Origin of the sequence: Mycetohabitans sp. B46 (genome assembly GCF_037389205.1) — a bacterium.
In the GTDB taxonomy this organism is placed as follows: Bacteria; Pseudomonadota; Gammaproteobacteria; order Burkholderiales; family Burkholderiaceae; genus Mycetohabitans.
In genome coordinates this window covers 57209-84196 of the sequence record NZ_JADBGL010000001.1, presented here as the reverse complement: position 1 = coordinate 84196, position 26988 = coordinate 57209, and the positions used below count along the sequence as shown (strand labels likewise).

General features: G+C 63.2%; 24 protein-coding genes and 1 pseudogene. 16 read left to right on the top strand and 9 right to left on the bottom strand.

The annotated features are described in order from the left end of the window. On the top strand, positions 1-1737 hold the full coding sequence (locus IHE30_RS00400) for a M48 family metalloprotease (RefSeq protein WP_337687931.1): 1737 nt from the start codon (positions 1-3) through the stop codon (positions 1735-1737). 30 nt (positions 1738-1767) lie between these two features. Here the strand turns inward: IHE30_RS00400 and IHE30_RS00395 are convergent, their stop codons facing one another. From IHE30_RS00395 to IHE30_RS00370, 6 genes are all read right to left on the bottom strand, one after another. Then, the gene (locus IHE30_RS00395) at positions 1768-2391 is read right to left on the bottom strand and encodes a DUF2946 family protein (protein WP_337687930.1); all 624 of its coding nucleotides are present in this window, start codon (positions 2389-2391) and stop codon (positions 1768-1770) included. Positions 2392-2397: 6 nt separating this feature from the next. After that, positions 2398-3411: a hydrolase gene (locus IHE30_RS00390; RefSeq protein ID WP_337687929.1), complete on the bottom strand. Its 1014-nt coding sequence runs from the start codon at positions 3409-3411 to the stop codon at positions 2398-2400. Next, entirely contained in the window at positions 3389-3835 is a 447-nt protein-coding gene (locus IHE30_RS00385; protein ID WP_337687928.1) for a nuclear transport factor 2 family protein, read from the bottom strand. The genes IHE30_RS00390 and IHE30_RS00385 overlap by 23 nt, the downstream gene beginning before the upstream one ends. Before the next feature lie 71 nt (positions 3836-3906). After that, complete coding sequence (gene waaF / locus IHE30_RS00380) at positions 3907-4932, bottom strand: lipopolysaccharide heptosyltransferase II (protein WP_337687927.1); 1026 nt, start codon at positions 4930-4932, stop codon at positions 3907-3909. Between the two features lie 166 nt (positions 4933-5098). Continuing rightward, positions 5099-5293 (bottom strand): zinc-finger domain-containing protein, encoded by a 195-nt coding sequence (locus IHE30_RS00375; protein ID WP_337687925.1) that lies wholly within the window; start codon positions 5291-5293, stop codon positions 5099-5101. A 31-nt stretch (positions 5294-5324) separates the two neighbouring features. After that, complete coding sequence (locus IHE30_RS00370; RefSeq protein ID WP_337687924.1) at positions 5325-6245, bottom strand: branched-chain amino acid transaminase; 921 nt, start codon at positions 6243-6245, stop codon at positions 5325-5327. 309 nt (positions 6246-6554) lie between these two features. Between IHE30_RS00370 and IHE30_RS00365 the strand changes: the two genes are divergently transcribed. The 11 genes from IHE30_RS00365 (at position 6555) to IHE30_RS00315 (ending at position 19263) form a co-directional block, all read left to right on the top strand. Further along, positions 6555-7310 (top strand): AzlC family ABC transporter permease, encoded by a 756-nt coding sequence (locus IHE30_RS00365; protein ID WP_337687922.1) that lies wholly within the window; start codon positions 6555-6557, stop codon positions 7308-7310. Continuing rightward, the gene (locus tag IHE30_RS00360) at positions 7307-7630 is read left to right on the top strand and encodes an AzlD domain-containing protein (protein WP_337687920.1); all 324 of its coding nucleotides are present in this window, start codon (positions 7307-7309) and stop codon (positions 7628-7630) included. The genes IHE30_RS00365 and IHE30_RS00360 overlap by 4 nt, the downstream gene beginning before the upstream one ends. Before the next feature lie 749 nt (positions 7631-8379). Then, entirely contained in the window at positions 8380-9345 is a 966-nt protein-coding gene (locus IHE30_RS00355) for a glycosyltransferase family 2 protein (RefSeq protein WP_337687919.1), read from the top strand. 55 nt (positions 9346-9400) lie between these two features. Next, positions 9401-10906, top strand: coding sequence for a glycosyltransferase family 39 protein (locus IHE30_RS00350; RefSeq protein ID WP_337687918.1), 1506 nt, complete (start codon positions 9401-9403; stop codon positions 10904-10906). Between the two features lie 219 nt (positions 10907-11125). Next, on the top strand, positions 11126-12340 hold the full coding sequence (locus tag IHE30_RS00345; RefSeq protein ID WP_337687917.1) for a phosphoglycerate kinase: 1215 nt from the start codon (positions 11126-11128) through the stop codon (positions 12338-12340). A 177-nt stretch (positions 12341-12517) separates the two neighbouring features. Further along, positions 12518-13954: a pyruvate kinase gene (gene pyk / locus IHE30_RS00340; protein WP_337687916.1), complete on the top strand. Its 1437-nt coding sequence runs from the start codon at positions 12518-12520 to the stop codon at positions 13952-13954. 165 nt (positions 13955-14119) lie between these two features. Next, positions 14120-15184, top strand: coding sequence for a class II fructose-bisphosphate aldolase (fba, locus tag IHE30_RS00335; RefSeq protein ID WP_337687915.1), 1065 nt, complete (start codon positions 14120-14122; stop codon positions 15182-15184). Between the two features lie 125 nt (positions 15185-15309). Then, a complete protein-coding gene (locus tag IHE30_RS00330; RefSeq protein WP_337688354.1) occupies positions 15310-16206 on the top strand; it encodes a phosphoribosylaminoimidazolesuccinocarboxamide synthase in 897 nt (298 codons plus the stop codon). 13 nt (positions 16207-16219) lie between these two features. Next, entirely contained in the window at positions 16220-16792 is a 573-nt protein-coding gene (gene purE / locus IHE30_RS00325) for a 5-(carboxyamino)imidazole ribonucleotide mutase (RefSeq protein ID WP_337687914.1), read from the top strand. A 219-nt stretch (positions 16793-17011) separates the two neighbouring features. Continuing rightward, positions 17012-18145, top strand: coding sequence for a 5-(carboxyamino)imidazole ribonucleotide synthase (locus IHE30_RS00320; RefSeq protein WP_337688350.1), 1134 nt, complete (start codon positions 17012-17014; stop codon positions 18143-18145). Positions 18146-18219: 74 nt separating this feature from the next. Continuing rightward, complete coding sequence (locus IHE30_RS00315) at positions 18220-19263, top strand: L-threonylcarbamoyladenylate synthase (protein ID WP_337688348.1); 1044 nt, start codon at positions 18220-18222, stop codon at positions 19261-19263. Between the two features lie 74 nt (positions 19264-19337). Here the strand turns inward: IHE30_RS00315 and IHE30_RS00310 are convergent, their stop codons facing one another. Continuing rightward, positions 19338-20429 (bottom strand): SGNH/GDSL hydrolase family protein, encoded by a 1092-nt coding sequence (locus IHE30_RS00310; protein WP_337687913.1) that lies wholly within the window; start codon positions 20427-20429, stop codon positions 19338-19340. Positions 20430-20852: 423 nt separating this feature from the next. Then, positions 20853-22460 (bottom strand): D-alanyl-D-alanine carboxypeptidase/D-alanyl-D-alanine endopeptidase, encoded by a 1608-nt coding sequence (dacB, locus tag IHE30_RS00305; protein ID WP_443193572.1) that lies wholly within the window; start codon positions 22458-22460, stop codon positions 20853-20855. Between the two features lie 403 nt (positions 22461-22863). On the opposite strand from dacB, the gene IHE30_RS00300 reads away from it, so the two are divergent. The 4 genes and pseudogenes from IHE30_RS00300 (at position 22864) to IHE30_RS00285 (ending at position 25952) form a co-directional block, all read left to right on the top strand. After that, positions 22864-23523, top strand: a complete 660-nt coding sequence (locus IHE30_RS00300) for a response regulator transcription factor (RefSeq protein ID WP_337687910.1) — start codon at positions 22864-22866, stop codon at positions 23521-23523. Between the two features lie 9 nt (positions 23524-23532). Beyond that, a complete protein-coding gene (locus IHE30_RS00295) occupies positions 23533-24888 on the top strand; it encodes an ATP-binding protein (protein ID WP_337687908.1) in 1356 nt (451 codons plus the stop codon). 160 nt (positions 24889-25048) lie between these two features. After that, on the top strand, positions 25049-25480 hold the full coding sequence (locus tag IHE30_RS00290; protein WP_337687907.1) for a carboxypeptidase-like regulatory domain-containing protein: 432 nt from the start codon (positions 25049-25051) through the stop codon (positions 25478-25480). A gap of 113 nt (positions 25481-25593) precedes the next feature. Then, positions 25594-25952 (top strand): annotated as a pseudogene (locus tag IHE30_RS00285) (DUF427 domain-containing protein). Positions 25953-26033: 81 nt separating this feature from the next. On the opposite strand, the gene IHE30_RS00280 reads toward IHE30_RS00285, so the two are convergent. Next, positions 26034-26669: a TetR family transcriptional regulator gene (locus IHE30_RS00280; protein WP_337687905.1), complete on the bottom strand. Its 636-nt coding sequence runs from the start codon at positions 26667-26669 to the stop codon at positions 26034-26036. Positions 26670-26988 lie beyond the last annotated feature (319 nt).

Below are 26988 nucleotides of genomic sequence, written 5' to 3'. Positions count from 1 at the left end.
ATGCAGACCAAACGTTTTATTGCGTTATCCGTCATTGTTGCGCTGGTTTGGCCGCGGCTGCCGAGCGCCCAGCCCTCCGGCGTGCCCGACACCGTGCGGGCCGGCGTGCGAGGATCCACCGGCACGCCGGCGAATCCAGTGGTCAGCGCACCGGACCGTGGTGCTGGGCAATATGATTCGCGCTATTGCGATTCGCTGAGCGACGTCTTTGGCGTGTATCGCGGCAATGCGGGCAGCATCGAGGGCCCAGGTACGTCGAGGTTCACAGGTACGTCCCATGGGCCGGATGTGCACTCGCTGCCCAGCCTTGGCGATGGCTCGGGCGGTTCGTTGTCGCCGCAGGCTGAGCGCAAGCTTGGCGAGCGGGTGATGCGCAAGGTGCGGCATGACCCCGACTACCTAGACGACTGGCTGGTGCGGGACTATTTGAACTCGGTCGCTTCACGGCTCGCCGCTGCGGCCCGCGAGCGCTACATCGGTGGCTACGTGCCGGATTTCGACCTGTTCTCGGTGCGCGATACGCAGATCAATGCGTTCTCGATGCCGGGTGGCTTCATCGGGATAAACACGGGTTTGATTGTCGCGACACGTACCGAATCGGAGCTGGCGTCAGTAGTCGGCCACGAGATGGGCCACGTGCTGCAACGGCATATCGCGCGGATGATCATGATCAGCGAGCGCAACAGCTATGCGGCGATCGCCGGCATGTTGTTTGGTTTGCTGGCTGGCGTGCTGGCCCACAGCGCGGATCTGGGCTCGGCGGTGGCGATCGGCGGACAGGCGTTCGCCGTTGACAATCAGTTGCGGTTTTCGCGCCTCGCCGAGCGCGAGGCGGATCGCGTTGGCTTCATGATGCTGGAAGGCACGGGCTTCGACCCGTATGGAATGCCATCGTTCTTCGAGCGCATGGAGCGTGGCACGGTTGCGGATGTCGGCGTGCCGCCCTACGCGCGAACGCACCCGCTGACCGGGGAGCGGATCGCCGACATGACGGACCGGGCTCGCCATGCAGCGTATCGCCAACCGCGGCAGTCGCCGGAGTACGTATTCGTGCAGGCACGCGTGCGGGTGCTGCAAAACAAGTCGGCAAGCGACCTTGCGGATATCGAGCAGCGGCTACGGGCGGAGATCGATGGCCAGACCGCACCAAGTGCGGCGGCGAACTGGTATGGCATCGCGCTGGCGCAAATGCTGCAGGCACACTATGTGTCCGCGCAGGCTTCGTTGCGCCGTGCGCGGGCGGTATTCGACGCAGCACAATCGGCGCAGCCGGATGGCATGTCGTCCACGGCCAGCCTGGATGTGCTGGAATCGGAAATCGCTCGCCGCGCCGGACGGCTGGACGATGCGTTGCGCGACGCCGAACGGGCGCGGCGCCGCGGTCCGGCTTCGCACGCGGCGATCGACGCGTATTTGCAGGCGATGATCGCCGCGCGTCGGTACGCCGACGCTCAGGCGCTGGCACGGGCGCAGGCGGCTGCGCAGCCGCAGCATAGCGAATGGTGGCACTATCTGGCGCAAGCCAGTGCCGCGCTGGGTGACACGGTCCAGCAGCGCCGCGCGCAAGCGGAGACGCTGGCGCTCGACGGCGCGTGGCCATCGGCGATCCGCCAGCTCAGGCAGGCGCGCGATACGCGGAGTGCGTCATACTACGACATGTCGATGATCGCCGCGCGGCTGCGGGAATTCGAGGCGCGTTATCAAGAAGAGCGGGGCGACGACAAGCCTCGCGGGTAGCGAGTCCGCAGGGGCCGTCGTGCCGCATGCTCACGCTACGGGGTCGGCAGGGCCGGCTGCCGCGACCGCGGCGGCGGGGCTGGGCTCGAAATGAAAGCGCGCCGGCACATCGGCGCGATCGATGGGCTGGATTCGCAACGGCACATGCGGGCGCCAGACGAACGTATGCGGCTGCCCGTCCTCGTCAAAATCGATGTGTTCGGAGAAGAGTGCCAGGTCATGATCGTGTAACACTGCGACCCGGGCCGGTGCGCCATCATCGACGAACAATACGCCGCCGGCATCGTCAAGGTAGCACGCGCAAGGCACGAACGGTGCCCCGGTATGGTCGCGCAGCGTCAGCACGTCGCCGTGCAGCACTTCAGACAAATCCTCGTTCTTGGACATCCTAACGACGTAAGGCGTGTACGCCAGTTCGACGTAGACCCGCTGTGGCCCATTCTGGAAGTACCACTGACCGTCTTTATCGCTCTGGTAGTTGCGATTGATAAAACCGAGCAGCGCCGGGTGCCGGATCGGCGTGCCTGGCTCGCCGTGCGCCTGCGCCGCTTCATCGCGCATGCGCCAGTTGCCGCGTCTGTCCAGCAGCAGCCAGCCGGTACAGTGTGGGACGTCGGGCCATTTAGCTAGTGCTTTCTTGACGATTTCATCCATCACGAGTCACCGAGCGTAGGGTTGGAAATAGCCGAGCACGCGCCGTGCCAGCCACTCGATGCGTCCTGGGAACGGCCCCGTCATGAAACCGACGTGGCCACCGTATTCGGGTTGCGCCAGTTCGACGGCCGCCGACACGTCGCGCGCTGCCGGCAGCGCATGCGCGGGCAGGAATGGGTCGTTGCGTGCGTTAAGCAGCAGCGTCGGCACCGTGATCTCGCGCAGCAGCGGCTTAGATGCCGCGCGCTTCCAATAGTCGTCCACGTCGCGAAAGCCGTGCAGTGGCGCGGTGACGATGTCGTCGAACGCTTGGAAATTGCGTGCCTGCAGCGTGGCGGTGATGTCGAACAGGCCGGGATATTGTTGCGCCTTGATGATGGCCTTGCGCTTGAGCGTGCGCAGGAAATTACGCGTGTACAGCCGGTTGAAGCCGCTGGACAGCGCGACGCCGCCTACGCTCGGGTCCAGCGGCGCGCTGATGGCCGCCGCGGCCTCGACCAATCTGCCAGCGTCCTCACGCCGTTCGCCGAGCCAGCGCAGCAGCACATTGCCGCCCAGCGACACGCCGGCAACGAGCAGCGGACCCGCGTGCGCGTCGCGCAGACGGCGCAGAATCCAGTCCATTTCGGTGCTGTCGCCCAGATGGTAGAAACGCGGCGCCAGATTAATCGGGCCGCTGCAGCTGCGGAAATGCGGGACCACGCCGCGCCAGCCCTGCAACGCGACCGCCGCCATCAACGTGCGCGCGTAATGGCTGTCGGAACTGCCCTCCAGGCCGTGGAATAACACGACGAGCGGCGCATCTGGCGCCGGCTCGGCGGTATCGAGCCAATCTAGCTCGATGAAATCGCCATCTGGCGTGGTCCATCGCTCGCGCCGATAGGCGACTTGTGGCGCGCGCGCGAGCAGCGCCGGCACGATCGTCTGGATATGGGCATTCGGTAGCCAGCGGGGCGGCCGATAGATCCAATCGATGTGGGCCGCCCCCGACGAGCGCTCAGTGTAGCGAACCCTGTCCATGGCGCATCTTCGCGGCGAACTGGCCGGCAGCCTTGTCCGGCATCGGGCTCGCGTGGATATGGGCGATTCGCCATTCGCCGCGCTCGTGCACAAGCACATAGGTCGAGAACACCATCGTCGCGGGCTCGGTCTGGTCGGCCGAACGGTGTGCCTCGGCAATCGCGTAGACCACGGTGCTCAGGCTGTCGTGGACGCGGATGTCGACTGGCTCGATCGTCATGCGTGCTGCCTCAAACTGCTTTGCCAGCCCGTTGCGGATTTCGCCAAGGCCGTGCATGTGCGAGCCGTCCGCGCAGATGCAGCTGGCGAATTCCTCGTCGATCCACAGGCTCATCGCATGATCCAGGTTCGCGTCGGCAATAGCTTGGTAGTACGCGTTGAGCGCGTCGGCGGCGGCGTCGAAAAGGCGGGTGAAACGTGGCATGGCGCGTCGATGGGTTCGGCTCTGGCGGGGCGCTCGTTTTGCTCGGCAAGCGTGGCGCGCCCCGGCACAGCTCAGCGGTTGGCGATCAGCATCCCGCGCAAGTCGCCGAATACCTGTTCGGCGGACAGCTCGCGCAGGCAATTCAGGTGACCGAGCGGGCACTCGCGCGCGAAGCACGGGCTGCACTCGAGATGCAGCCATTGTACCTTCGCGAGTTCGGACAGGGGGGGAGTATGTCGCGGGTCGCTCGATCCGTAGAGTGCGACGAGCGGCCGGCGCAATGCCGCGGCCACATGCATCAAACCGGAATCGTTGGTCACTACCGCGCTCGCGCGCGTGATCAAGGCACAGGCTTCGCCGAGCGACGTCTGGCCGCATAGGTTGCGCACGTTGGGTGCGCGGTCCGCGATGGCCTGAGCGACCGTGCTGTCCTTGGGCGAGCCCAGTGCGACGATCTGCGTGTACGGAAATGACTGGCCGATCATCCGGGCCAGCGCCGCGAAGTGCTCCGGCGGCCAGCGCTTGGCCGGTCCGTATTCGGCGCCGGGACAGAACGCGATCAAAGGCACCCGCGTGTCGAGATTGAACCGGTGCGACACGCGCACCGGCTCGTTTAGGTCGATCTCCAGTCGCGGCGGCGGCAAGTCGGCCGGCAGCTTGGCGCCCGGTGCGTAGGCGAGCGCCGCGTAATGCGCCACCATCGGCGCTCGCTCACCTCTGGGCGGATTCGGATGCCGCACGTTCAGCAGCATATAGCGGCTCTCACCGGTATAGCCGATGCGTAGCGGGATGCCGGCAAGCCACGGAACCAGCGCTGATTTCAGCGAGTTCGGTAACACGTAGGCTGCGTCATAGCCGGCGTCACGCAGGTCGCTGGCCAATTGCCACCGCTGCCATAGTTGCAGCTTGCCGTGCCCGAGGTCAGTCGAATGGATCGCGCGGATCTCTGGCATCCGCGCGAGTACCGGCGCCACCCAGGCGGGCGCGACGGCATCGAGGACGATCCGCGGGTGCAGCCGCTTGATCAGCGCGAACAATGGCTGAGCCATCAACGCGTCGCCAATCCAATTGGGCGCGATTATGAGCGCACGGCGCATTGGGTCAGAAATTCCAGTCAAAAAGCGCTTCGGCCGGTTCTTGCCTGGGGCGCCGGAAGCGGGTCGATTACGGGGGAAGCAACACGGAGACACTGCGCGTGAAAGCTGTCGCACCACGGTGCGACAGCTTTCACGGCCAGCCTGCGCCGGTGTGTGGCGCTTGGACTCAATGGCCCTTGAGCACCTCGCCGTCGCGCAGCTTGTAGCGCGTGCCGCAGTAAGGGCACCGCGCCTCGCCGTGTGTGACGTCGATGAAAACACGCGGATGTGCGCTCCAGCGGGGCATCGCCGGGTTCGGGCAATAGGCGGGAACGTCCTTCGCGCTGAGTTCGATCAGCGGCATTTCCTTCAATTCGCTCATAGGGTCGATCTTGGGTTCGAAAGAGGCAGGCTCAGACCTGGGTCAGCCAGTGCGCGTACTGTTTGTTTTTCCCCGACACGATATCGAAGAACGCAGATTGGAGCTTTTCGGTGACCGGTCCGCGGCGTCCGGCGCCGATCGTGCGGTTGTCCAGTTCGCGGATCGGCGTGACTTCGGCCGCGGTTCCGGTGAAGAACGCCTCGTCCGCCGTATACACCTCGTCCCGCGTGATGCGCTTCTCGATGACTTCGATGCCGAAGTCTTTCGCCAGCGTGATGATCGTGTCGCGCGTGATGCCGTCCAGGCACGACGACAAGTCCGGCGTATACAGCTTGCCGTGGTTGACGAGGAAGAAGTTCTCGCCGGAGCCCTCGGACACGTAGCCGTCCACATCCAGCAGCAGCGCCTCGTCGTAGCCGTCGGCGGCCGCCTCCTGGTTGGCGAGGATCGAGTTCACGTACCAGCCCGACGCCTTGGCGCGCACCATCGACACGTTGACGTGGTGGCGCGTGAACGACGAGGTCTTTACGCGAATGCCGTTGGACAGCCCTTCGTCGCCGAGATAGGCGCCCCATGGCCATGCCGCGATCGCGACATGGATCGTGTTACCTTTCGCTGACACGCCGAGCTTCTCGGAGCCGACCCAGATGATCGGGCGCAGGTAGCACGACTGGAGCTGGTTTTCTCGCACGACGTCGCGCTGCGCGGCGATGATCGTTTCCTGGTCGAACGGCACGTCCATCTGGAAGATCTTGGCCGAGTTGAACAGGCGCCTCGTATGTTCCTTCAACCGGAAGATCGCGGGGCCCTCGCTAGTCTGGTACGCACGCACCCCTTCGAATACGCCCATTCCGTAGTGCAGCGTATGCGTCAGCACATGGATCTTCGCGTCGCGCCAGTCGATCAGCTGGCCGTCCATCCAAATCCTGCCATCGCGGTTAGCCATTGACATAGGGATTCTCCTCGCGGTGGTGTCCGTCGTTGGCCGCCCGCACGGAACGTGCAACGGCTCAGCCAAAAAATGTTATTTTAGCGCCAATTCGCGCCCCGCCGCGCATACGGCGACCATCTTGCAGTGGCTCGCTGCTGTTTCTCGCCGCGTGCCGCGCGTGGCTCGCCGGCGTCCAACGCAGCGGTTAGCGGAGCGTCAATGCGTGGATGCGTGAGCAGGCCAGTCCTATAATCCGTGTCTTCACCTAGAGGGGGGCGTCGCTGCAATCGCTGCTCGCCAGCCCGTTTCGCTCAATTTACCGTTGCTGCTATGTTCCAGCGTTTGTCCGATGTCGACCGCCGCGCCTTTGGCGACGGCGTGCGCACCTATGCCCCGACCTTTGCCGCGATGTTCTCCTGGGGGTTGGTGACTGGCATCGCGATGAGCAAGTCGGTGCTGACCGTGCCGCAGGCGCTCGGGATGTCGCTGCTCGTGTATGCTGGCTCTTCGCAACTGGCCGTGTTGCCGCTGCTCGCCGCGAAGTTGCCGATGTGGACCGTGCTGCTGACTGCGGCGATGGTCAATACGCGGTTTATCGTGTTCAGTGCCGGCCTGGCGCCCCATTTTTCGTATCTGTCGATGCCGCGCCGCCTGCTGCTAGGCTATTTCAACGGTGACCTGATCTACTTGCTGTTTCAGGGGCGCGGTTTCAAGCCCGGGTATGAGCCTGGCAAGGAGGCGTTCTTCTGGGGCATGGCGGCGTCAAGCTGGATCATGTGGCAAGCATCCTCGATCATCGGCATCCTGCTTGCCAGCCTTTTTCCGGACGACTGGGGCTTAAGCCTGGCGGGTACGCTCGCGTTGATCCCGATCATGGTGTCGGCGATCGTCGACCGCTCGATGATAGTGGCCGTCGTCATCGCGGCGATCGTTGCACTCGTTAGCATCGACATGCCATACCGCCTGTCGCTGCCGCTGGCGATCCTGGCCGCGCTGCTCGCGGGGCTCGCCAGCGACACCTATGCGCGCAATAGGTCGGCGAACGCATTGCGGCGCGCCGGGCAGAGCGGCAGGATGTCGCAATGAACTCGACCGAAATTTGGCTCGCGATCGTCGGCATGATGATCGTCACCGGCGTGACCCGCGCCGCCTTCCTGGTGGGCGGCGAGCGCACCGTGTTGCCGGAGCGCGTGCTACGTGCATTGCGTTATGCACCCGCAGCAGCGCTGATCGCGGTGGTCGTGCCGGATGTCGCCATGACGCCGCAAGGACTATCGTTCGCGCTCGGCAACCATGCGTTGTATGGCACGGTCGCCGGCACGCTGTGGTTTTTGTGGCGCCGCAGCATGGTCCAGACGATCGTCGTCGGGATGGCGGTGTTTACCGCGTTGCGATTGGGATGTTAGCGTTGTTGCCGTCCGAGGCGTTCTGGTAGGCTACATATAAAGCACGCTACTTTGCGGTCAAGCGGTTCTGGAGAAAGGCCTTCGGTATAGGCGTCCACTCATACGCCGAGCCGCATCGCTGATGCAGGACAAGTTGTAAACAAGAAGGGAAAATGCGAAGCGAAGTCATTTAATGACGTTCGTCGTGCCAAATGTTGCATCGCGGTAGAGGCCGCTGCGTGCGGATTATGCTTTTAAATTGGGGGTGGCTTGCGCTATCATCAGAAAAAATGTACTTTTTAGCCGCCATGGTGCGGCAGCGGAAGCCACTGTAGCGACACAATTAATTTTGTGCGGTAAATGCTTACGTTACGCGCGCTCTGGTTGAGTGGGTGAACGTGATTTTTTATAGGCGATTCTCCCGGTAAAGCGCCTTATCAAGTAGTGCAATCACGGTAATTGTGTGGTGCACAAATTGGTGTGTCAGTAGTAAGCCGTCGTGTAGTGACTTGGCAATCAAGTGAGCGCACAAATGTGAGCCATTTGCGTCAATTGATCTAGCCTTGCGTCCCCCAATGCACCCTATTTTTAGGATAATAGCCCTGAAATACGTAGCGCAACGATCTACCCTTCCTCTTTCATTGCAGGGTGACGCTGCTGGTTATAGGCAGCATGATGGCCAGCCGTCAGTAAATGGTTTACCTGTGACAGTGCAGTACGTCTGTCCACATTGTGGGGGTGGCTGGCATAGCTCGGCCCCGGTGAGCAGCGTGGACGAGCAAGGAGCCCAAACTCATGCGGCGACAAATTTTCCTTTGATTTCACTTGTTGTGCCTTTTTACAATGAAGAATTCATGGTGGAAGCATTCTTTTGCGCCGTCTTGCCAGTGTTACGCAGCATACCCAAAGCGCGATATGAAGTGATTTGTGTCAACGATGGGAGTACCGATTCCACGCAGCAGAAACTTTTGGCTGCACGCGAGAGCGACCCCCGAATTTGCATTATTGAATTGTCTCGCAATTTTGGCAAGGAGGCGGCGTTAACAGCCGGTATTCACGAGGCCCGGGGCGCGGCGATAATCCCGTTTGACGCGGATTTGCAAGATCCGCCGGATATCATCCAGCAATTGGTGGCACGGTGGCAAGAGGGTTTCGATATGGTACTGGCCAAACGTGTGAGTCGGCACACAGATACCTATGTCAAGCGAGGAACCGCAGCGCTTTTCTATCGACTGCATAACGCAATTTCCGACACAGCAATCCCTGAAAATACGGGCGACTTTAGACTAATGTCTCGCCAAGTAGTGGAGGCGCTGAAGCAGTTGCCCGAAAACCGGCGGTTTATGAAGGGATTGTTTGCATGGGTCGGCTTTCGTACAAGCGTAATCGAGTACGTGCGCAAACCGAGGGCGGGCGGCAAATCGAAGTTTTCTGGCTGGAAACTTTGGAATCTGGCCCTTGAAGGGCTGACCAGCTTTGGAACGTTGCCATTGCGGGTGTGGACGTATATCGGTGGCACTGTTGCAGGTCTGGCTCTATTCTATGCTGCGTATTTGATTTTGCGCACACTATTTCAGGGAGTCGATGTTCCAGGCTATGCATCGATCATCACTATGGTCCTTTTTTTGGGTGGTGTCCAATTGATAGGTATTGGTATGATAGGTGAGTACGTGGGACGCATATACATGGAAGCCAAAAGAAGACCTTCTTATATCGTCAGAAAAATTTACCGATAAATTTATATGGTTTGTTGAAGTAATAAATTTTTCTTAAATATTATTTAATTTAATTTTGTTTTTAGTTGGCATTATCCATATGAAAGAAAAGGGCGACGTAGGTCGCAATTTGCAAATGCTCTGGTTATTGCCAATACACGCGCTCGTATGGACGTTCGCCGCATGGCTGTCATGGGGTAACCTTGACAGACAGGGCGACATGGTTGAGAACTACGTGTGGGGCATAGAATGGCAAGCCGGCTATTCGAAGCACCCCCCTCTGTTTGCATGGATCACTGCAGCCTGGTTCCGCGTTTTTCCCCACACTGATATTGCTTATTTTTTACTTTCGGCGCTTAACGCAATGGTGGGGCTGCTCGGTATTGTGGCCCTTGCCAAGCGCTTCCTGCCAACCCGGCTTGCTATATTAGCAGGCTTGGCGATGGCAGTTTCACCACTATACTCAAATCTTGCAATCAAATTCAATGCTAATGCAGTTTTACTGTTGCTTTGGCCGTGGACTGCATATTTTTTCGTCTGCTTTATGCAAAATCGTCGCGTGGACTGCGCGATTGCGCTTGGCGTACTTTTCGGTGCGTCGATGCTGGGTAAGTACTTTTCAGTGGTATTGCTCGTAGCATTATGCGTGGCCGCATTGATGCATCCGGCTTGGCGTGCCGCTTTATTGAGTCGGCGCTCGTGGCTGGTAGCAGGCGCCGCGGCAGTTGTCATGCTACCTCATCTTTACTGGCTCGTGTCCAATGATTTTTTAACGCTCCGCTACGCGCAAAATCGTACGGGCGGAACAGTAAGTGAGGCTATTGTACGCTTTTGCATCTACACAATTGCGCAATTGGGCTACCTTCTGCCAAGCTTTTGCTTCATTGCGCTATTGACCCGGACACATTGGTGGCAAGCGGCGCTTGCAATGGCGCGCAGTTGTGTTGTTCCCCCCGAGCGTTCAGGTCTTTGGTGGCTTGTCGCAAGCCCGCTTATCGTTGTAGGCGCGGCAGCAGTGGCGGCAAAAACGCAGATGGCCTCCGTATGGGGCATGGCCCAGTGGTTTGCTATCGTTCCGTTTTGGCTGGTGGTACTTCGTCGCGGCGGATTTGAGATAACGCCGGCGCGCGCACCGCGGGTGATGTTGGCCTACTGGCTGATTGTATTGCTAGTGGCGTCTATTGTCGGATGGTTGGCCGCGAAGCGCAATACAGAGGGAGGTGCCGAGCCGCGGGCCGAGTTGGCTGCTGCTGCAAGCAATCTTTGGCGCCAGCGGATTGGCGGGGACATTCCGATAGTAGGCGGGGCAATTAACGAGGCGCGGTCGATTGCATTTTATAGTCGTGGCCACACACGTTTTTGGGATTTCCGCCATTCCTACGAGACACCATGGGTGAGTGCCGCCGACGTGGCGCGTGAGGGTGCCTTGCTTGTCTGCCGGGACAGCGACCCGGACTGTATTGCGGCAGCAAGCTCAATCAGCTCAGCGTCGCCATCATTATGTGAGGTGAAAAAACAGGCCTGGGGCATGACACTGCCAGCGCGCAAATACCAGCTCTTTTTAATGCCCCCCCACGCTTGAAGACACAATCAATATCAGCCTTGTCTTGGTTGAGATGCTTGCAAGTACTACGCTGTGCGTAGTGTGTGAGCGCGATACACTTTTAGTTGCTACTGCTGCATTGCGTCGCTATGCGATGCGCTAAGATGAAAAATTGTATATAAGTACGTCATCCGAATGGCAGGCAGCGGTCGTTGCGCCGCGGCTTTACCCTTTCCTCAACTCCGTCAAGCCAACCTCATGACTCAAGTTCTGCGTTTGACCGACCTCATCGCGGACGGAAAGCTCCGCGGCCAGCGCGTGTTCATCCGTGCCGACCTGAATGTGCCACAAGACGATGCCGGCAATATCACCGAGGACACCCGTATCCGCGCGTCGGTTCCGGCGATCCGCGAGGCGCTGGGTGCCGGCGCGGCGGTGATGGTGACCTCGCACCTGGGCCGGCCCACCGAAGGGCAGTTCAAGCCAGAAGACTCTCTCGCACCCGTGGCTCAGCGCCTGGGCGAGTGGCTCGGCCGCGATGTGCCGCTGGTGGCCAACTGGGTCGAGCAGGGTGTGAGCGTGGCGCCCGGCGATGTCGTGCTGCTCGAGAACTGCCGCGTCAACCCGGGTGAGAAGAAAAATTCAGATGAGCTTGCGCAAAAGATGGCCGCGCTGTGCGACGTCTACGTCAATGACGCGTTCGGCACCGCGCACCGCGCAGAGGCGACCACGCACGGGATCGCAAAGTACGCGAAGATCGCGTGCGCCGGTCCGCTGCTCGCGGCGGAACTCGATGCGCTGGGCAAAGCGCTCGGTAACCCGAAACGTCCGCTCGTGGCGATCGTGGCGGGCTCGAAGGTGTCGACGAAGCTGACAATCTTGAAGTCGCTTGCCGAGAAGGTTGACCAACTGATCGTGGGCGGCGGCATCGCAAACACGTTCATGCTGGCCGCTGGGCTGCCGATTGGCAAATCGCTGGCCGAAGCGGATCTGGTCGCCGAGAGCAAGGCGATCATCGATGCGGCGAACGCACGCGGGGCGTCGGTGCCGATTCCGACCGACGTGGTGACCGCGAAGGCGTTCGCGCCGGGCGCCCAGGCGCAGACTAAGGCGGCAAGCAAGGTGGCCGACGACGATATGATCCTGGACATCGGTCCGCAGACCGCGGCCGCGCTGGCCGTGCAGCTGCAGAAGGCCGGCACGATCGTGTGGAACGGGCCGGTCGGGGTGTTCGAGTTCGATCAGTTCGGCAACGGCACGAAGACGCTCGCGCAGGCCATCGCGCAGTCTAAGGCGTTTTCCATCGCCGGTGGCGGCGATACGCTCGCGGCGATTGCGAAGTACGGTATTCATGACCAGGTCAGTTATATCTCGACCGGCGGGGGGGCCTTCCTCGAGTTCCTTGAGGGCAAGACACTGCCCGCGGTCCAGGTGCTGCAAAGCCGCGCGCAAGCCGGCAACGTCGGCGCATAAACGGTTGCGGCGCGCGACCTTGCGCCATTCGCCGCCGATGCCGCAACATGGCGGCGCGGCTGTCCTAGCCCGGCCGGCCGCGCGCGGTGGCGTGGTGCCGGTGTCGCATTTGCTCCGGGCCATCGCCTCCGCGGCAGCACTGTATGCAGCGCTGCTTTAACCCAGTCAAGGAAACTCATGCATCGCGCTACCAAGATTGTCGCCACCATCGGACCCGCGTCCAGCTCGCCGGACATCCTGTCGCGGATGATCGCAGCAGGGCTGGATGTGGTGCGGCTGAATTTCTCGCACGGCACTGCCGACGATCATCGCCAGCGTGCCGAGTTCGTGCGGGAGGCTGCGCGGCAGGCGGGCCGTGAAGTGGCGATCATGGCGGACCTGCAAGGCCCGAAGATCCGCGTCGGCAAGTTCGAGAACGGCCGCGTGACGCTCATCCCTGGCGCGCCGTTCGTGCTGGACGCCGCGTGCGAGTTGGGCAACGACGAGCGCGTCGGCCTGGACTACAAGGATCTGCCGCGCGATCTAAAGGCCGGCGACATCCTGCTGCTCAACGATGGTCTGATCGTGTTGAGTGTGCAGCGGGTGATCGGCGGGGAGATCCACACGAGCGTGAAGGTTGGCGGCGAACTGTCGAACAACAAGGGGATTAACCGGCAGGGCGGCGGTCTGTCTGCTCCCGCACTGACGGCAAAGGACATGGAGGATATCCGTACGGCCATGGCGCTCGGCGCGGATCTGGTCGCCGTGTCGTTCCCGAAAAATGCGACGGACATGGAGATGGCGCGGCAGCTCGCGAACATCGCCGGTGCGCCGTACGGCCACAAGCCGAAGATGATCGCCAAAATCGAGCGTGCCGAGGCGATTCCGGCATTGCAGGAGATCCTCGATGCATCGGACGGCATCATGGTGGCGCGCGGCGATTTGGCGGTGGAGGTCGGTAACGCGGCGGTGCCGGCGCTGCAAAAGCGCATGATCCGGATGGCACGGGAGGCGAACAAGACCGTGATCACCGCCACGCAGATGATGGAGTCGATGATCCAGAACCCGGTGCCGACGCGGGCGGAAGTCTCAGATGTGGCCAACGCGGTGCTGGACGGCACCGATGCGGTGATGTTGTCCGCGGAGACCGCGGCTGGCCGGTATCCGGTCGAGACGATCGAGACGATGGCGGCCATTTGCGTGGAGGCGGAGAAGTCCGAGCATGTCGAGTTGGACAAGGATTTCCTGGATCGCACGTTCACCCGCATCGACCAGTCGATTGCGATGGGAGCGCTGTTTACCGCGTTCCACCTCGGCGCCAAGGCGATTATTGCGCTGACCGAGTCGGGCGCGACCGCATTATGGATGAGCCGGCATTGGCTGCATGTGCCGATCTATGCGTTGACGCCGCGCGTGGCCAGCGAGCGGATGATGGCGTTGTATCGCAATGTGGTGCCGCTGCACCTGGAATCGAGCTTGGACCGCGATACGGCGCTACAGCAGGCGCTCGAGGTGCTGGTGAAGAACGGCTACGCAGTGCGTGGCGACATTGTGGTGTTGACCGTGGGCGAGCCGATGGGACAGGCGGGCGGGACCAATACGCTGAAGATCGTGAAGGTGGGCGGCATCGTCTGAGGTTTTCGCCGCTGGGCGCGTCCTAGTCAACGTACAATAATGGCCGATGACCGACGCGACAGCGCCCGATCTGCGGCAGCGCGCGGCGCACGGCACAACACGGATGCACGCGGCCCACGGTAGCGCGGCCCATGCCGGGAAGAATTCTCATTGAAGGAGTGAAACATGCCTCTCGTATCGATGCGTCAACTGCTGGATCACGCGGCTGAAAATGGCTACGGATTGCCAGCGTTCAACGTCAATAACCTCGAGCAGGTGCAGGCGATCATGGCGGCTGCGCACGAGGCGAATGCGCCGGTGATCATGCAGGCGTCGGCGGGTGCGCGCAAATATGCGGGTGAAGCATTTCTACGCCATCTGATCGAAGCGGCGGTCGAGTCCTATCCGCATTTGCCGATCGTCATGCACCAGGATCACGGGCAGTCGCCGGCGGTTTGCATGGCGGCGATCCGCAGTGGCTTTACCAGCGTGATGATGGACGGCTCGCTGCAGGCCGATGGCAAGACGGTCGCGAGCTACGAGTACAACGTCGAGGTGTCGCGACAAGTGGTTGAGTTCTCGCATGCGATCGGCGTGACGGTCGAGGCCGAGCTTGGCGTGCTCGGTTCGCTCGAGACGATGAAGGGCGACAAGGAGGACGGCCACGGTGCGGAAGGGACGATGACGCGCGAGCAACTGCTCACCGACGTTGAGCAGGCGGCCGACTTCGTGCGCGCGACGCAGTGCGATGCGCTGGCCATTGCGATCGGTACGTCTCACGGCGCTTACAAGTTTACGAAGAAGCCGACTGGCGACATTCTGGCCATCGACCGGATCAAGGAAATCCATGCGCGGATCCCGAACACGCACCTGGTGATGCACGGCTCGTCGTCGGTGCCGCAGGAGCTGTTGGCGGAGATCCGCGAGTTTGGCGGCGATATGAAGGAAACGTATGGCGTGCCGGTCGAGGAAATCCAGGAAGGCATCAAGCATGGTGTGCGCAAGATTAATATCGATACGGACTTGCGATTGGCGATCACCGGTGCGATCCGCCGCTATTTGGTCGAGAACCCGAGCAAGTTCGACCCGCGCGACTATCTGAAGCCGGCGCGCGAAGCGGCCAAGAAGGTGTGTCTGGCGCGTTATCGGCAGTTTGGTTGTGAAGGGCAGGCCAGCAAGATCAAGCCGTTGCCGCTGGACAAGATTGCCGAGCAATACAAGTCGGGCGCGCTCAAGCAAGTGGTGCGCTGATTCGCCGCCAGCCGGGCTGGCACGGGTTGTCGGCCCCGCGACACGGCGCCGTGCCGCGCCCGGTTTACAATACACGCCGTTCCCGCATTGCGCGGAACGGCTTTTCCACTTTCTGGGACCCGATGATGCCCTCTGTGCTCTATGAATCCACGCTGAAGTCGCTGCCGCTGCTGGGCCGCGGCAAGGTTCGCGACAATTATGCGGTCGGCGACGACAAGTTGCTGATTGTAACGACCGACCGCTTGTCGGCGTTCGACGTGATCCTGGGCGAGCCGATTCCAGACAAGGGGTGCGTGTTGAACCAAATGGCCAATTTTTGGTTCGACAAGCTTGCGCACGTGGTGCCGAACCACTTGACCGGCGTGGCGCCGGAAAGTGTCGTCGCGCCCGACGAGGTGCCGCAGGTTGCCGGCCGCGCGGTTGTGGTGCGGCGCCTGCAGCCTATCCTGGTGGAGGCGGTGGTGCGTGGCTACCTCGCCGGCAGCGGCTGGAAGGACTATCAGGCCAGCGGCTCGGTGTGCGGCGTCGCGCTACCGGCGGGCCTGCAGAACGCGCAACAGTTGCCGGAGCCGATCTTTACGCCGGCGGCGAAAGCGGACATCGGCCATCACGACGAGAACATCACGTTTGCCGAGGTCGAGCAGCGTATCGGCGTCGAGTTGGCCGCGCGCATTCGTGATATCAGCATCTCGCTGTACAAGACGGCCGCGGACTACGCGGCCACGCGCGGGATCATCATCGCGGACACTAAGTTCGAGTTCGGGCTCGATGACGACGGCAAGCTGTACCTGATGGACGAGGTGCTGACCGCCGACTCGTCGCGATTTTGGCCCGCGGACCAATACCGGGTTGGCACGCAGCCGCCGTCGTTCGACAAGCAGTTCGTGCGCGACTGGCTGGAGGCGCAGCCGTGGAATAAGGCGCCGCCGGCGCCGAAGCTGCCGCACGAGGTGATCGACAAGACCGCGGCGAAGTATCGCGAAGCCCTCGAGCGGCTCACCAGCCAGCCGCTGCATCGATAACGGAGGCGCGGCGATGAACGAAATCAAGCAGCAAGCACAGCAACCCGTGCAGCCCGGCAGCGCGCACAGTCACTCGGACCCGCTGGTCGGCGTGGTCATGGGGTCCTCATCGGACTGGGACACGATGCAGCACGCCGTGGCGATCCTGCGCGAGTTCGACGTGCCCTATGAGGCACGCGTCGTGTCCGCGCACCGGATGCCCGATGAGATGTTCGATTATGCGCAGGCTGCGCGCGCACGCGGGTTGCGTGCGATCATTGCGGGCGCAGGTGGCGCCGCGCACCTGCCCGGCATGCTCGCAGCCAAGACAACGGTGCCGGTGCTTGGCGTGCCGGTGGCCAGCAAGTACCTGCGGGGCGTGGATTCACTGCACTCGATCGTGCAGATGCCCAAGGGCGTGCCGGTCGCGACGTTCGCGATCGGCGAGGCCGGCGCGGCCAATGCCGCGTTGTTTGCCGTGGCGTTGCTCGCAAGCGCGGGCAGTGCCGGCGCGCCGGTCGACGCGGACGGCTTCGCGTCTAAGCTCGCAGCGTTCCGCGTGCGTCAAAACGATGCCGCGCGGGCGATGGTGCTGCCGGCGGATTGACGCGCCGCGTGCGCCGAGGCGCCGGCGTGGCGGCCTTCGGCATTAAATTGTGTGTCCCAGGGGCTCTGCCGCCGACCTAATGATGCTGACAAGATGACAGATGTTCGCTTACCCGTAGGCACGGGTTCATCCTCGACGGCGTGTGCCAACTCGAACTCGCCCACATTCGGCGCGCCAGCCTATCCGCGCGCGCCTATCCTGCCGGGCGCATGGCTGGGCATGGTCGGCGGCGGCCAGCTCGGCCGGATGTTCTGCTTTGCCGCGCAGGCGATGGGCTACCGTGTCGCTGTGTTGGACCCGCAGATGACCTGTCCGGCGTCCGGTGTTGCGGATCGCCATCTTTGCGCCGCGTATGACGATCGCGAGGCGCTTGCGGAAATGGCGCGGCTGTGCGCGGCCGTGTCCACCGAGTTCGAGAATGTGCCAGCCGCCAGCCTGGATTGGCTGGCGCGCACTACCTGCGTGAGTCCGTCCGCGCAGTGCGTCGCCATCGCGCAGGACCGTATCGCCGAAAAGCGCTGGATCGAGCAGGCCGGCGTACCAGTCGCGCCCCACGTGGTGATCGAGTCGCCGGCCGCGCTGCAGGCCCTATCCGACGAGGCCCTGGCGGCGGTGCTGCCGGGCATCCTGAAGACCGCGCGGCTTGGCTACGATGGCAAAGGGCAAATGAGTGTGTGCAACCCGGACGAGGTGCGCGCCGCGCATGCGTCGCTGGGCGGCGTCGCGTGCGTACTCGAGCAGCGGCTGCCGCTCGCGTACGAGATCTCGGTCATCGTCGCGCGCGGCGCGGACCGCACGACGGGGGTGTTTCCGGTCGCCCAGAATATCCATCGTAACGGCGTTCTGTCGCAGACGATCTCGCCGGCGCCGGTTGCGGATGCGACGCTCATTGAGCGGGCGCAGGCTGCGGCGCTGTCGATCGCGGCACAACTAGACTATGTCGGCGTGCTGTGCGTGGAGTTCTTTGTGTTGAAGGACGGCTCGCTGGTGGCCAACGAAATGGCGCCCCGGCCGCACAATTCCGGCCACTATACGATCGACGCGTGCGTGTCGAACCAGTTCGAGCAGCAGGTGCGCGCGATGACCGGCATGCCACTGGGTTGCACGCGCCAGCATTCACCCGCGGTCATGCTGAATGTGCTCGGTGATGTGTGGTTTGCCGACAAGACGCCGCGCGTGCCGCCATGGCACGAGGTTGCTGCGATGCCGGGTGTGCACCTACACTTGTACGCGAAGGAAGAAGCTCGCGTCGGGCGCAAGATGGGCCATCTGACGTTGACTGCGCCGACGCTGGACGAAGCTCGGGCAGCCGCGCGCGATTGCGCGCGCCTGTTGCATATCCCACTCGAATGAACGCCGCCCGGCAACGCAACGACGGGCGCGGCGCGTCAACGCCGACGTCTGCCGACAGTGATGCGCCAACGCCGATGTCTGCCGACAGCGACGCGCCGACGCGCGCTTGGCCGGCGCCGGCCGCGATCGATGACGCCGCGCGCCGCCTGAACGCCGGCGAACTGGTTGCGTTCCCGACCGAGACGGTGTACGGGTTGGGCGCGGATGCCCGCAATCCACAGGCCGTGGCGCGCATCTACGCAGCCAAGGGCCGGCCCGCGACCCATCCCGTCATTGTCCATTTGGCGCCAGGTGACGATCCCGGTGGCTGGGTCCGTACGCTGGGTTTGGAGGCGCGCCGCTTAATCGATGCGTTTTGGCCCGGACCATTGACGTTGATCCTGAAGCGGGCCGACGCAATCCCGGACGCGGTGAGCGGCGGGCAGGATTCGATCGGGCTGCGCTGTCCGTCGCATCCGGTGGCGCAGGCGTTGCTGCGCGCGTTCTCCAACTTACAGCACGGCCACGGTGGCGTGGCGGCGCCGTCCGCGAACAAGTTTGGCCATGTGAGCCCGACGACCGCGCAGCATGTGCGCGACGAATTTGGCGACAGCGTGCACGTACTGGATGGTGGCGCATGTGATGTCGGTATCGAGTCGACGATCATCGACCTGTCGCGTGGCTTTCCAGCACTGCTACGCCCTGGGCGGATCACCCCGCAGCAGATCGCCGACGTGCTCGGCGCGGCGCCGCGGCTGCCCGACGGCAGCGATGCCACGGTGCCGCGCGTCTCCGGCACGCTGAAGGCTCACTATGCGCCGCGCACGCCGCTCGCGTTGCTGCCGCTCGAGGCCATCCTGTGCGAGGTCGCCGCCCATGCGCCGCATGAACGACTGGCGGTCATCGCGCGCGCCGGCCTGCCACAGGCCGAGGCGTTGCGTGCTCGACCCAACTTGCAGTTCGTCGCCGCGCCCGAGGACCCGCACGTGTATGCGCGCGAACTGTACCGGATGTTGCGCGAACTGGATGGCGCGAACGTGCTGCGTATTTTTATCGAGCCATTGCCAGCTACCGCCGAGTGGGCAGCGGTTAACGACCGGCTGCGGCGCGCGGCGGCAGCGTTCGAAGCCGGCGTTTGACACGACCGGACGGAGGTGGCCCGGTCGGGCGCTCCGTCGCTGTCGAAGCGTCGCTGGCACGCGCGACCGGGTAATTACTTACCGATGCCGTGCGCCGCGATTTGCTGCTCTGCGAATTGCGCGAATAACTGGTGTGTGCGGGTCGTCGGGTGGATCAGGTCGGCGAACATATAGGTCTGGTCCGCATTTTGCTCGGTGTAGCTGTCCGGCGCGCACAACAGCGACGTGCCATACGAGGCCGAATTGGGCACACCGGCCTGTTGTGCCGACGTGACCATTTTGGTCAAATTGCATGCGGTACCGGTGGCGCCGACTTTGAACCCATTGACCTGGTAGTGGGCCGCCAGGTTGGTGATCCACGAGAACACATCCAGTTGGATGACCTTCTGGTCGATGCCGCCTTGCGTGAGCGCTGCCTTCAGCGCGGTGTTGAAGCCGGCCGACAATTGCGTGAGCCCGGCGCCGCCATCGGCGCTGGACACACCGAGCGGCGTCATGCCGATGTTGGGCAGATTCGCGACGACCACCTTGGTTGCGCCGGCCTGCAGGATCTGGCCGACTACGTGGGCGAGTGCGTTGGCCGCCGTCGTGATGTTCTGTATCGCCTCGGCTTGTGTGATTTGGCCGGCCGCCAGCGCTTGCGCGTTGCCTAGTACATCGTTGGCCCCGGCCTCGATGAGCACCAATTGGTTGCTGTTGAAGCTGCCGTGCGCCTGCAGGTAGGCACTCACCTGCCAGGTGACGGGCTCGGCCGTCATGCTGACGCCGGTGGTCGAGCCACCGATATTGACCGTGGCCGCGCCTTGCGCGTAATCCAAGCCGCCCGCCGCGCTCAGCGGCACGCCGAAGCCTCCCTTAAACGCCGGCGTGAGCGTATCGCCGTAGTATTGTGCGACGTTCTGCGTCCACACCTGTCCGGGATTTGTCGTGAAGCGGCCGCCGCCCAACGCGAGCGGACCGGTGGTGCTCGTGCTGGTAACCGCATAGGTGCCAGCATCGGATAGGCTGTCGCCGAACGTGACCACTTGCAGCCGGATGTTTCCCGCTGGAGTGTGCGTCGATGAGTCGCCGCTGGTACCACCGCCGCACGCGGCGAGCAGCGCGAATGTGGAACATGCGATCGCGGTGCGCACGAAGCGCTGCCACGTGTTCTGTTGATTCTTCATGGTGTCTCCTCGTACGGGTGGGCCAGGCCATCAGGCCGGATAGGTCGTGAGCGGCCGCACGCCACACGTTGCGCGCTGGCCGAGCTGACATCGCGGCGGACTGAATCGATATGGATAACGAAACGTTGCCCGGGTGCCGGCAGCAGCCAAATGGCGTCGAACCGCATCCGCGTCCTCCGATATGCGTCTCGAGCGGCATGGTGCCGCTCATGCATTGTCATTGCTGTGCCGGGCGTGGGTGCACCCGCGCTCCGTCTCACTGAAGCCGTCTGAGCGGCCACGGCAAGAACGGGTTAAGGGTACACCGACTTTGATTGATGCTTACGTCTATCAGCTAGAGACTTTATTCAATAAGCCACGCCCGACCTCGCGTGCCGTCAGGGTTTTTCTGGATGCTTGAAACGCAGTGCCTTCCGGCGAGCGTTATCGGGCGCGGTGGTATACCCATTCGAGCAGGGCATCGTGTGCCTGCCGCGCGGCGGCGGCGCGTGGGTTGTTGATCAAGCTCACAACCACGTAGCTTTCGCCGTTCGCCGCGGCGACATAGCCGGCAATCGCACGCACGTTGCGCAATGTGCCTGTTTTGATCCGCGCATTGCCGCCCACCGGTGCCCCGGTGAGCCGGTGACGCATCGTGCCGTCGACGCCGGCAATGGATAACGACGCGACGAAGGCTTGTGCCACAGGGCTGGCGTTGGCCGCTACCAGCAGCTTAGCCATCGAGGCCGCGCTGATGCGCTCGTTGCGCGACAGGCCAGAGCCATTGTCTAGTTGCAACTCGGGCATCGCCAGCCCGCTCCTGGTCAGAAAGTCGCGGATGACCTGTGTGCTGCGCGCGGGCGTGGACGGCACCGGCGGGGCGAGGGTGACGGGCAGGTGCGACGCAATCGGGCGTGCTCCGACTGCGCCGATCGACAAAAATAGGTTGCGTGCCATCGTGTTGTTCGACAACTTGTTGATGTCGTTCACGATCGTCGATAGCACTATTCCGCGATGGGTGGCCACCGGGTGCGCGTTGGGCGGCGTCGCACCTTCGCGCACTGTGCCGGTGAAGGTGCCTCCGGTCTGCTTCCACAGTGCGAGGAAACCACCGGCAAAAAAGCTCGAGTGATCCAGTGCGGCCATGTTGACGGTACGCTCGCCACAGCGCGTCGGATAGTCGCCGCTGAACACCGCTTGCACGATGCCTTGCGGCGTCGGCGTGATGACCGGGGTCATGCTTCGTAGCACGCCGGTGCACGCGCCGCGCGTCTTGCGCAACTGGTTGACGATTTTGAGTTGCGCGAGTGCGGGCGTCACGTTGATGGCCACGTCGCCGTTCGGCGACGGGTTCAGCGTAAACGACAGCGACTTGAACGCATACAGCAGCGGATCCGGGCCGACGTTGTACGGCGAGCCGGCGTTGTCGTCGAACGCAGGCAGGTCGCGCGTGGAGGCATCAAACCATCGCTTGTCCAGGACCAGGTCGCCGTCCAGCGCGATGATGCCTTGCTTGTGGATCTTGTCCACCAGGTCGAGCAATGCCTCTGGCACGAGCTTCGGATCGCCCGTGCCCTGGATGTACAGGTTGCCGTGCAGCACGCCGGAGGCGTCGATGCTGCCGTCCCGGTACGCGCTCGTGCGCCACCGGTAATCCGGGCCGAGGATCGACAAGCCGGCGTAGGTGGTCACCAGTTTTATCGTCGAGGCGGGCAGCATAGCCTTGCTCGCATTCCACGCGAGCAACGGCTGCGTGTCGCCTATGCGCTGCACGACGACGCTGACCGACGAGAGCGGCACCCGTGCACGCGCGAACCCGGCCATCACCGGCGCGGGCAGCGGGCCGGACGGTACGCGGGCCGCGCGGCCCGCGGGCTTGCCTTTGCAGCGCTTCGTGCGAGTCTTGGCGCACGATGCGTTGGCCGCCACGTTGCGACTTGCCTTGCGACTGACCTTGCTCTTGGCTCGCCATCCCTTGGCTTGGGGCGTCGCGTCGGCGAAGGCCGGCGTGGGCACGCTGGGCAATGCAATCCATGCCGCACACGCGAGCATCGCGACCAGCCACCGTCGGCGCGACCATTGTGCCGCACCGCTCGTTTGCCGCGAAAGGGTCGTGACGCACGCAGCGCCCTGGCGGACATCGACGTTACGGCTGTGCAATCGGACAGCAGACAGGTGTGGGTGGCCGAAGCCGGAGCGGGCGAGGCGGCCAAAGAAAGCGAGCGGATGCAAAAGCATAGAGAAGCGCGAGCGATCAAAATGCGCTGACGCCAACATGGCGGCCAGTTGCGTGCAAAGCGCTCATTGTAGTGACAATGGGACAGGCCGGCGGCTCCACGATACAAAAATTCGACACGGGGCGATTCGACACGGGGCAGCGATATGCCGAATCGGTGTGGCGACAAGGATAGAATGTGCGCATGACTCATTTGCGGATGGACGAACGGTTGGCACCATGCGTGTTTTACTCGTCGAAGACGACTCGATGATCGCCGAAGGTGTGCGCAAGGCGCTGCGCGCGGACGGCTGGGCAGTGGATTGGGTCCAAGATGGCGCCGCGGCGATCCTGGCCGCTGACGGCGAGCCGTACGATCTGATGCTGCTCGACCTCGGATTGCCCCAGCGCGATGGCCTGGACGTGCTCAAGACGGTGCGCGCCAAAAAACATGCGCTGCCGGTGCTGATCGTGACCGCCCGGGATGCGGTGGCCGATCGTGTCAAAGGGCTCGACGCGGGCGCGGACGACTACCTGGTCAAGCCGTTCGATCTGGACGAGCTGGGCGCCCGGATGCGAGCCCTGGTGCGCCGCCAGGCGGGTCGGGCCGAGACCGTGATTCGGCACCGCGGCTTGACGTTGGATCCGGCCGCGCGCGAGGTCACGCTCGAGGGTGTGCCCGTTGCGTTGTCCGCGCGCGAGTATGGGTTACTCGAGGCGCTGCTCGCGCGGCCTGGCGCGGTGCTCTCTAAGAGCCAGCTTGAGGAAAAGATCTATGGCTGGGGCGAGGAGATTGGCAGCAATACGGTCGAAGTCTATATCCATTCGCTGCGCAAGAAGCTTGGCGCGGAACTGATCCGCACCGTGCGTGGGCTGGGCTACATGATGCCGAAGGCATAACGCGAGCCGATGAATTCGATTCGTCGACAACTGCTGATCTCGCTGATCGCGGTGCTGCTGGCGGGCTTCGGCCTGGCAGGCTGGTTCACCTTTCGGCAGGCCCGGGCCGAAGCCAATGAACTGTTCGACTTTCAATTGCAGCAAACTGCCGCGGCGTTGCCAGCGGAGCCGTTTAGTTCCGCGTTCGGCGCGGGTGATCCGGAAAGCGGCGGTGTCGTGATCCAGATCTGGAGCCGCGAGGGCGTGCAACTGTACTACTCGCACCCGCGCGCGCCCCTCGCGCCGCATGCCAAGTTGGGTTTTTCGACCGAACATACGTCCGGTGGCGACTGGCGGGTCTACAGCGCGGTGGTGGGCGACAATGTCGTGCAACTCGCTCAGCCGATGAGCGTGCGCAGCCGGCTGGCGGCGCAAGTGGCGCTGCGCACGCTGTGGCCTTCGCTAATGCTGCTGCCGCTGCTGGGCGTGGCCGTTTGGCTGGTCATCGGCCGCGGGCTGAAGCCGTTGCGCCGCGTGGCGCTTGCGTTGGACACGCGGCAGCCGGACGCGCTCGACCCGTTGCCGGACCAGCGGCTGCCCAATGAGGTGCAGCCGCTGGTGCGTGCGCTCAATGGATTGCTCGAGCGGCTGGCGCATGCGCTGGATACGCAGCGCGCGTTTGTCGCCGATGCCGCACACGAGTTGCGCACGCCGCTGGCCGCGTTGCAGATCCAGGTGCAGTTGCTGGAGCGCGCGCGGGACGATGCGGCGCGACGGGAGGCGACGGCGGACCTGAAGCACGGGGTCGAGCGTGCGACGCGGCTGGTCGAGCAATTGCTGGCGCTCGCGCGTGCCGAGCCCGGCGCGAATTGCGCTAGCGCAGGGGCGCCCGTGTCGTTGCGCGCAGTGGTCGAGGACAGCGTGCGCGCCTATACGACGCTCGCCGCGCAACGCGGCGTGGATCTGGGCCTGGACGGGGCGGCGGACGCGACCGTGTTGGGCGACCCCGACGCGTTGCGCATGATGATTGGCAACCTGGTTGACAACGCGGTCAAGTACACGCCGCGGGGCGGGCGCGTCGACGTGTCGATCGATGTCGACGGCGCTGGCCGGCCGCGCGTGCAGATCGTCGACACCGGGCCCGGCATTCCGGCAGCAGAGCGCGCGCGCGTGTTCGATCGGTTCTATCGGATGCCGGCACGCGATGAGTTGCCCGCACAGATTTGCGGCAGTGGGTTGGGCCTGGCCATTGTGCGTGGTGTCGCGCAGCAGCACGGTGCGTTATTACAGTTGGATGACGGGCCGGGCGGACGCGGATTGCGCGTCAGCGTCACCTTTGCGCGGCACCCAGATGGCGCGCGTGAAGCCACCCCGGCCCCGATGTGACAGCCCATAAAAAACATCGGGTTAACCAATATTTACCGGCCGCCGCGTGGTTCGCTGGAACCGTATGCTGTTGATCGTGTCGGTAAGGTAGGGCAGGTCCGTGTGCGCGGCGCGGCACGGATCCGCCGTCCTTGAACCAGCCTAGGAAGGGAGTGACACGATGAAAAACCGTCATCGAATGGGGCTTGCCATGCTGGCGGCCGGCTTGCTCGGCGTCACCAGCTTTGCCACGCGGGCCGGGGCACAGGACAACAACGGCTTGCCGCCGGTCAGCACGCAGGGTGAGGTCAGCTATATATCGGGCGGCGTCGGGTTGGACGAGTCACAGGCGTTGCGCCGCGAGGCGCCGCATTGGCCGCTCGCGTTGCGGTTCACCGGCTCGCGTAACGAATACCTGGCCGACGTGCAGGTGACCATCACGCGGGCGAGCGGCCAGAGCGTGCTCGATACGATCTCGCAGGGCCCGTACATGCTGATCAAGCTCGCGCCCGGACGCTACACGGTACGCGCGCAGTACAAGGACGCGGCGCAGACCAAGTCAATTGAGCTGAGGCGCCACGCGACGCTTGCGTTCCGCTGGTCGCAGCCGTAAGCGCGGCGCGCTTCGCCGGCGCGCCGCACGAGGTGCGGCAGCGCCATTTTGCCAATAATAGGTGCCATGGCTGTGACTGTGTTGCCGTGGCTTTTTAACGGAGGTTCGTTCGGATGTCTGCACCGTCAGACGAACATCCGATCACCATCGTCAGTAATCCGCACCGCGTTCGCGTTATCCAGCAAGGTGTCACCTATGCGGACACGCTGTACGCGCTGACGCTTCACGAGACCGGCCTGGCGCCGGTCCAATACCTGCCGCGCGCGGACGTGAACATGGCGCGGCTGATGCGCTCGGCGCATCGCACCCATTGCCCGTACAAGGGCGACGCGAGCTATTTTCATCTGAGAACCGAGAACGGCATTGTTGAGAACGCGGCGTGGAGCTACGAAGAACCGTTCGACGCACTTGTCTCCCTGGCTACATTGCGTTTTACTTAGATCGGGACGACCAGATCGAGCAGACATCGTGATGGCCACCGTACGCGACGCCTGCTACGCCCGAGTGGCGTCTCGGTGTCGAGGGAGCGCCGTTAAAGGGCGTTAGGAGGGCATCAGCGGCGCGCGGTGAGCGTCGCCGGGCTGCGCAGCATCGCGAAACCGCTGTCTGCGATGCGCTCCGCTTCTTGTGCCAGCGCGATCGACGTATGGTCAAGCAACCAATCGCGCAGGATGCCGCCGAAGAATGCATGCAGCAACTGGGCGCCGCGCTGCGGATCCAACTCGGCGGACAATTGGCCCTTGGCCATCGCATTGCGCAGCCCGATCTCCAGCCGTGCGCGGCCATCGCGGGTCGCGTTGCGGTGACGCTCCAGCACGGGGCCCATATCCTCGGTGTATTCGCATTTCGTAAATAGGATCTCGAAAACCCGCCGACTGCGGGGATTTTGTGCGGCATCGCGCAGGCAGAACACAAATACGTCGCGTAGTCTGCCAAGCGGATCCTGTTCGCGCGAGTCGATGGTGGCCTCGACCAGCGTTTCCATTGGCAGCGTGACCCGGTCGACCATCGCGGTGAACAGGTCAGCCTTGTTTTTGAAGTGCCAGTAGATCGCGCCGCGCGTCAAGCCGGCGGCCACGGCGACATGCGCGAGTGACGTGCGCGCCACACCCCGTTCAAAAAATACTCTTTCGGCTGTGTCAAGAATGTGGTTGCGCGTCTCAAGCGCTTCTTCTTTGGTCCTTCTCATGGTCTCGTTGCTGCAAGCCCTCTTGGACGAATCACAGGGCCGGCACAGGCGGCCCGGGTGGATCGCCCATGACAGGGGCCAGTGTGCAATCGATGGCTGTCGAAATTTTACGGTAATATACATTCAGCAATGAATGTATATACAATAGCATCCGTTGATCGTCAGGCCAACCGGCGGTTTCCTCAGAGATTGCACGACGCGCCGGGTAGGGTTGCTGATCGCGCGCGTGAAGCGAAGTCAAGCTCGCCGTGTGCTCCCCGTCGCATGCAACTTAGGCGGCGCGTTTCGGCTCCGGGCGCCGCAGTACTGCGCACGGCCG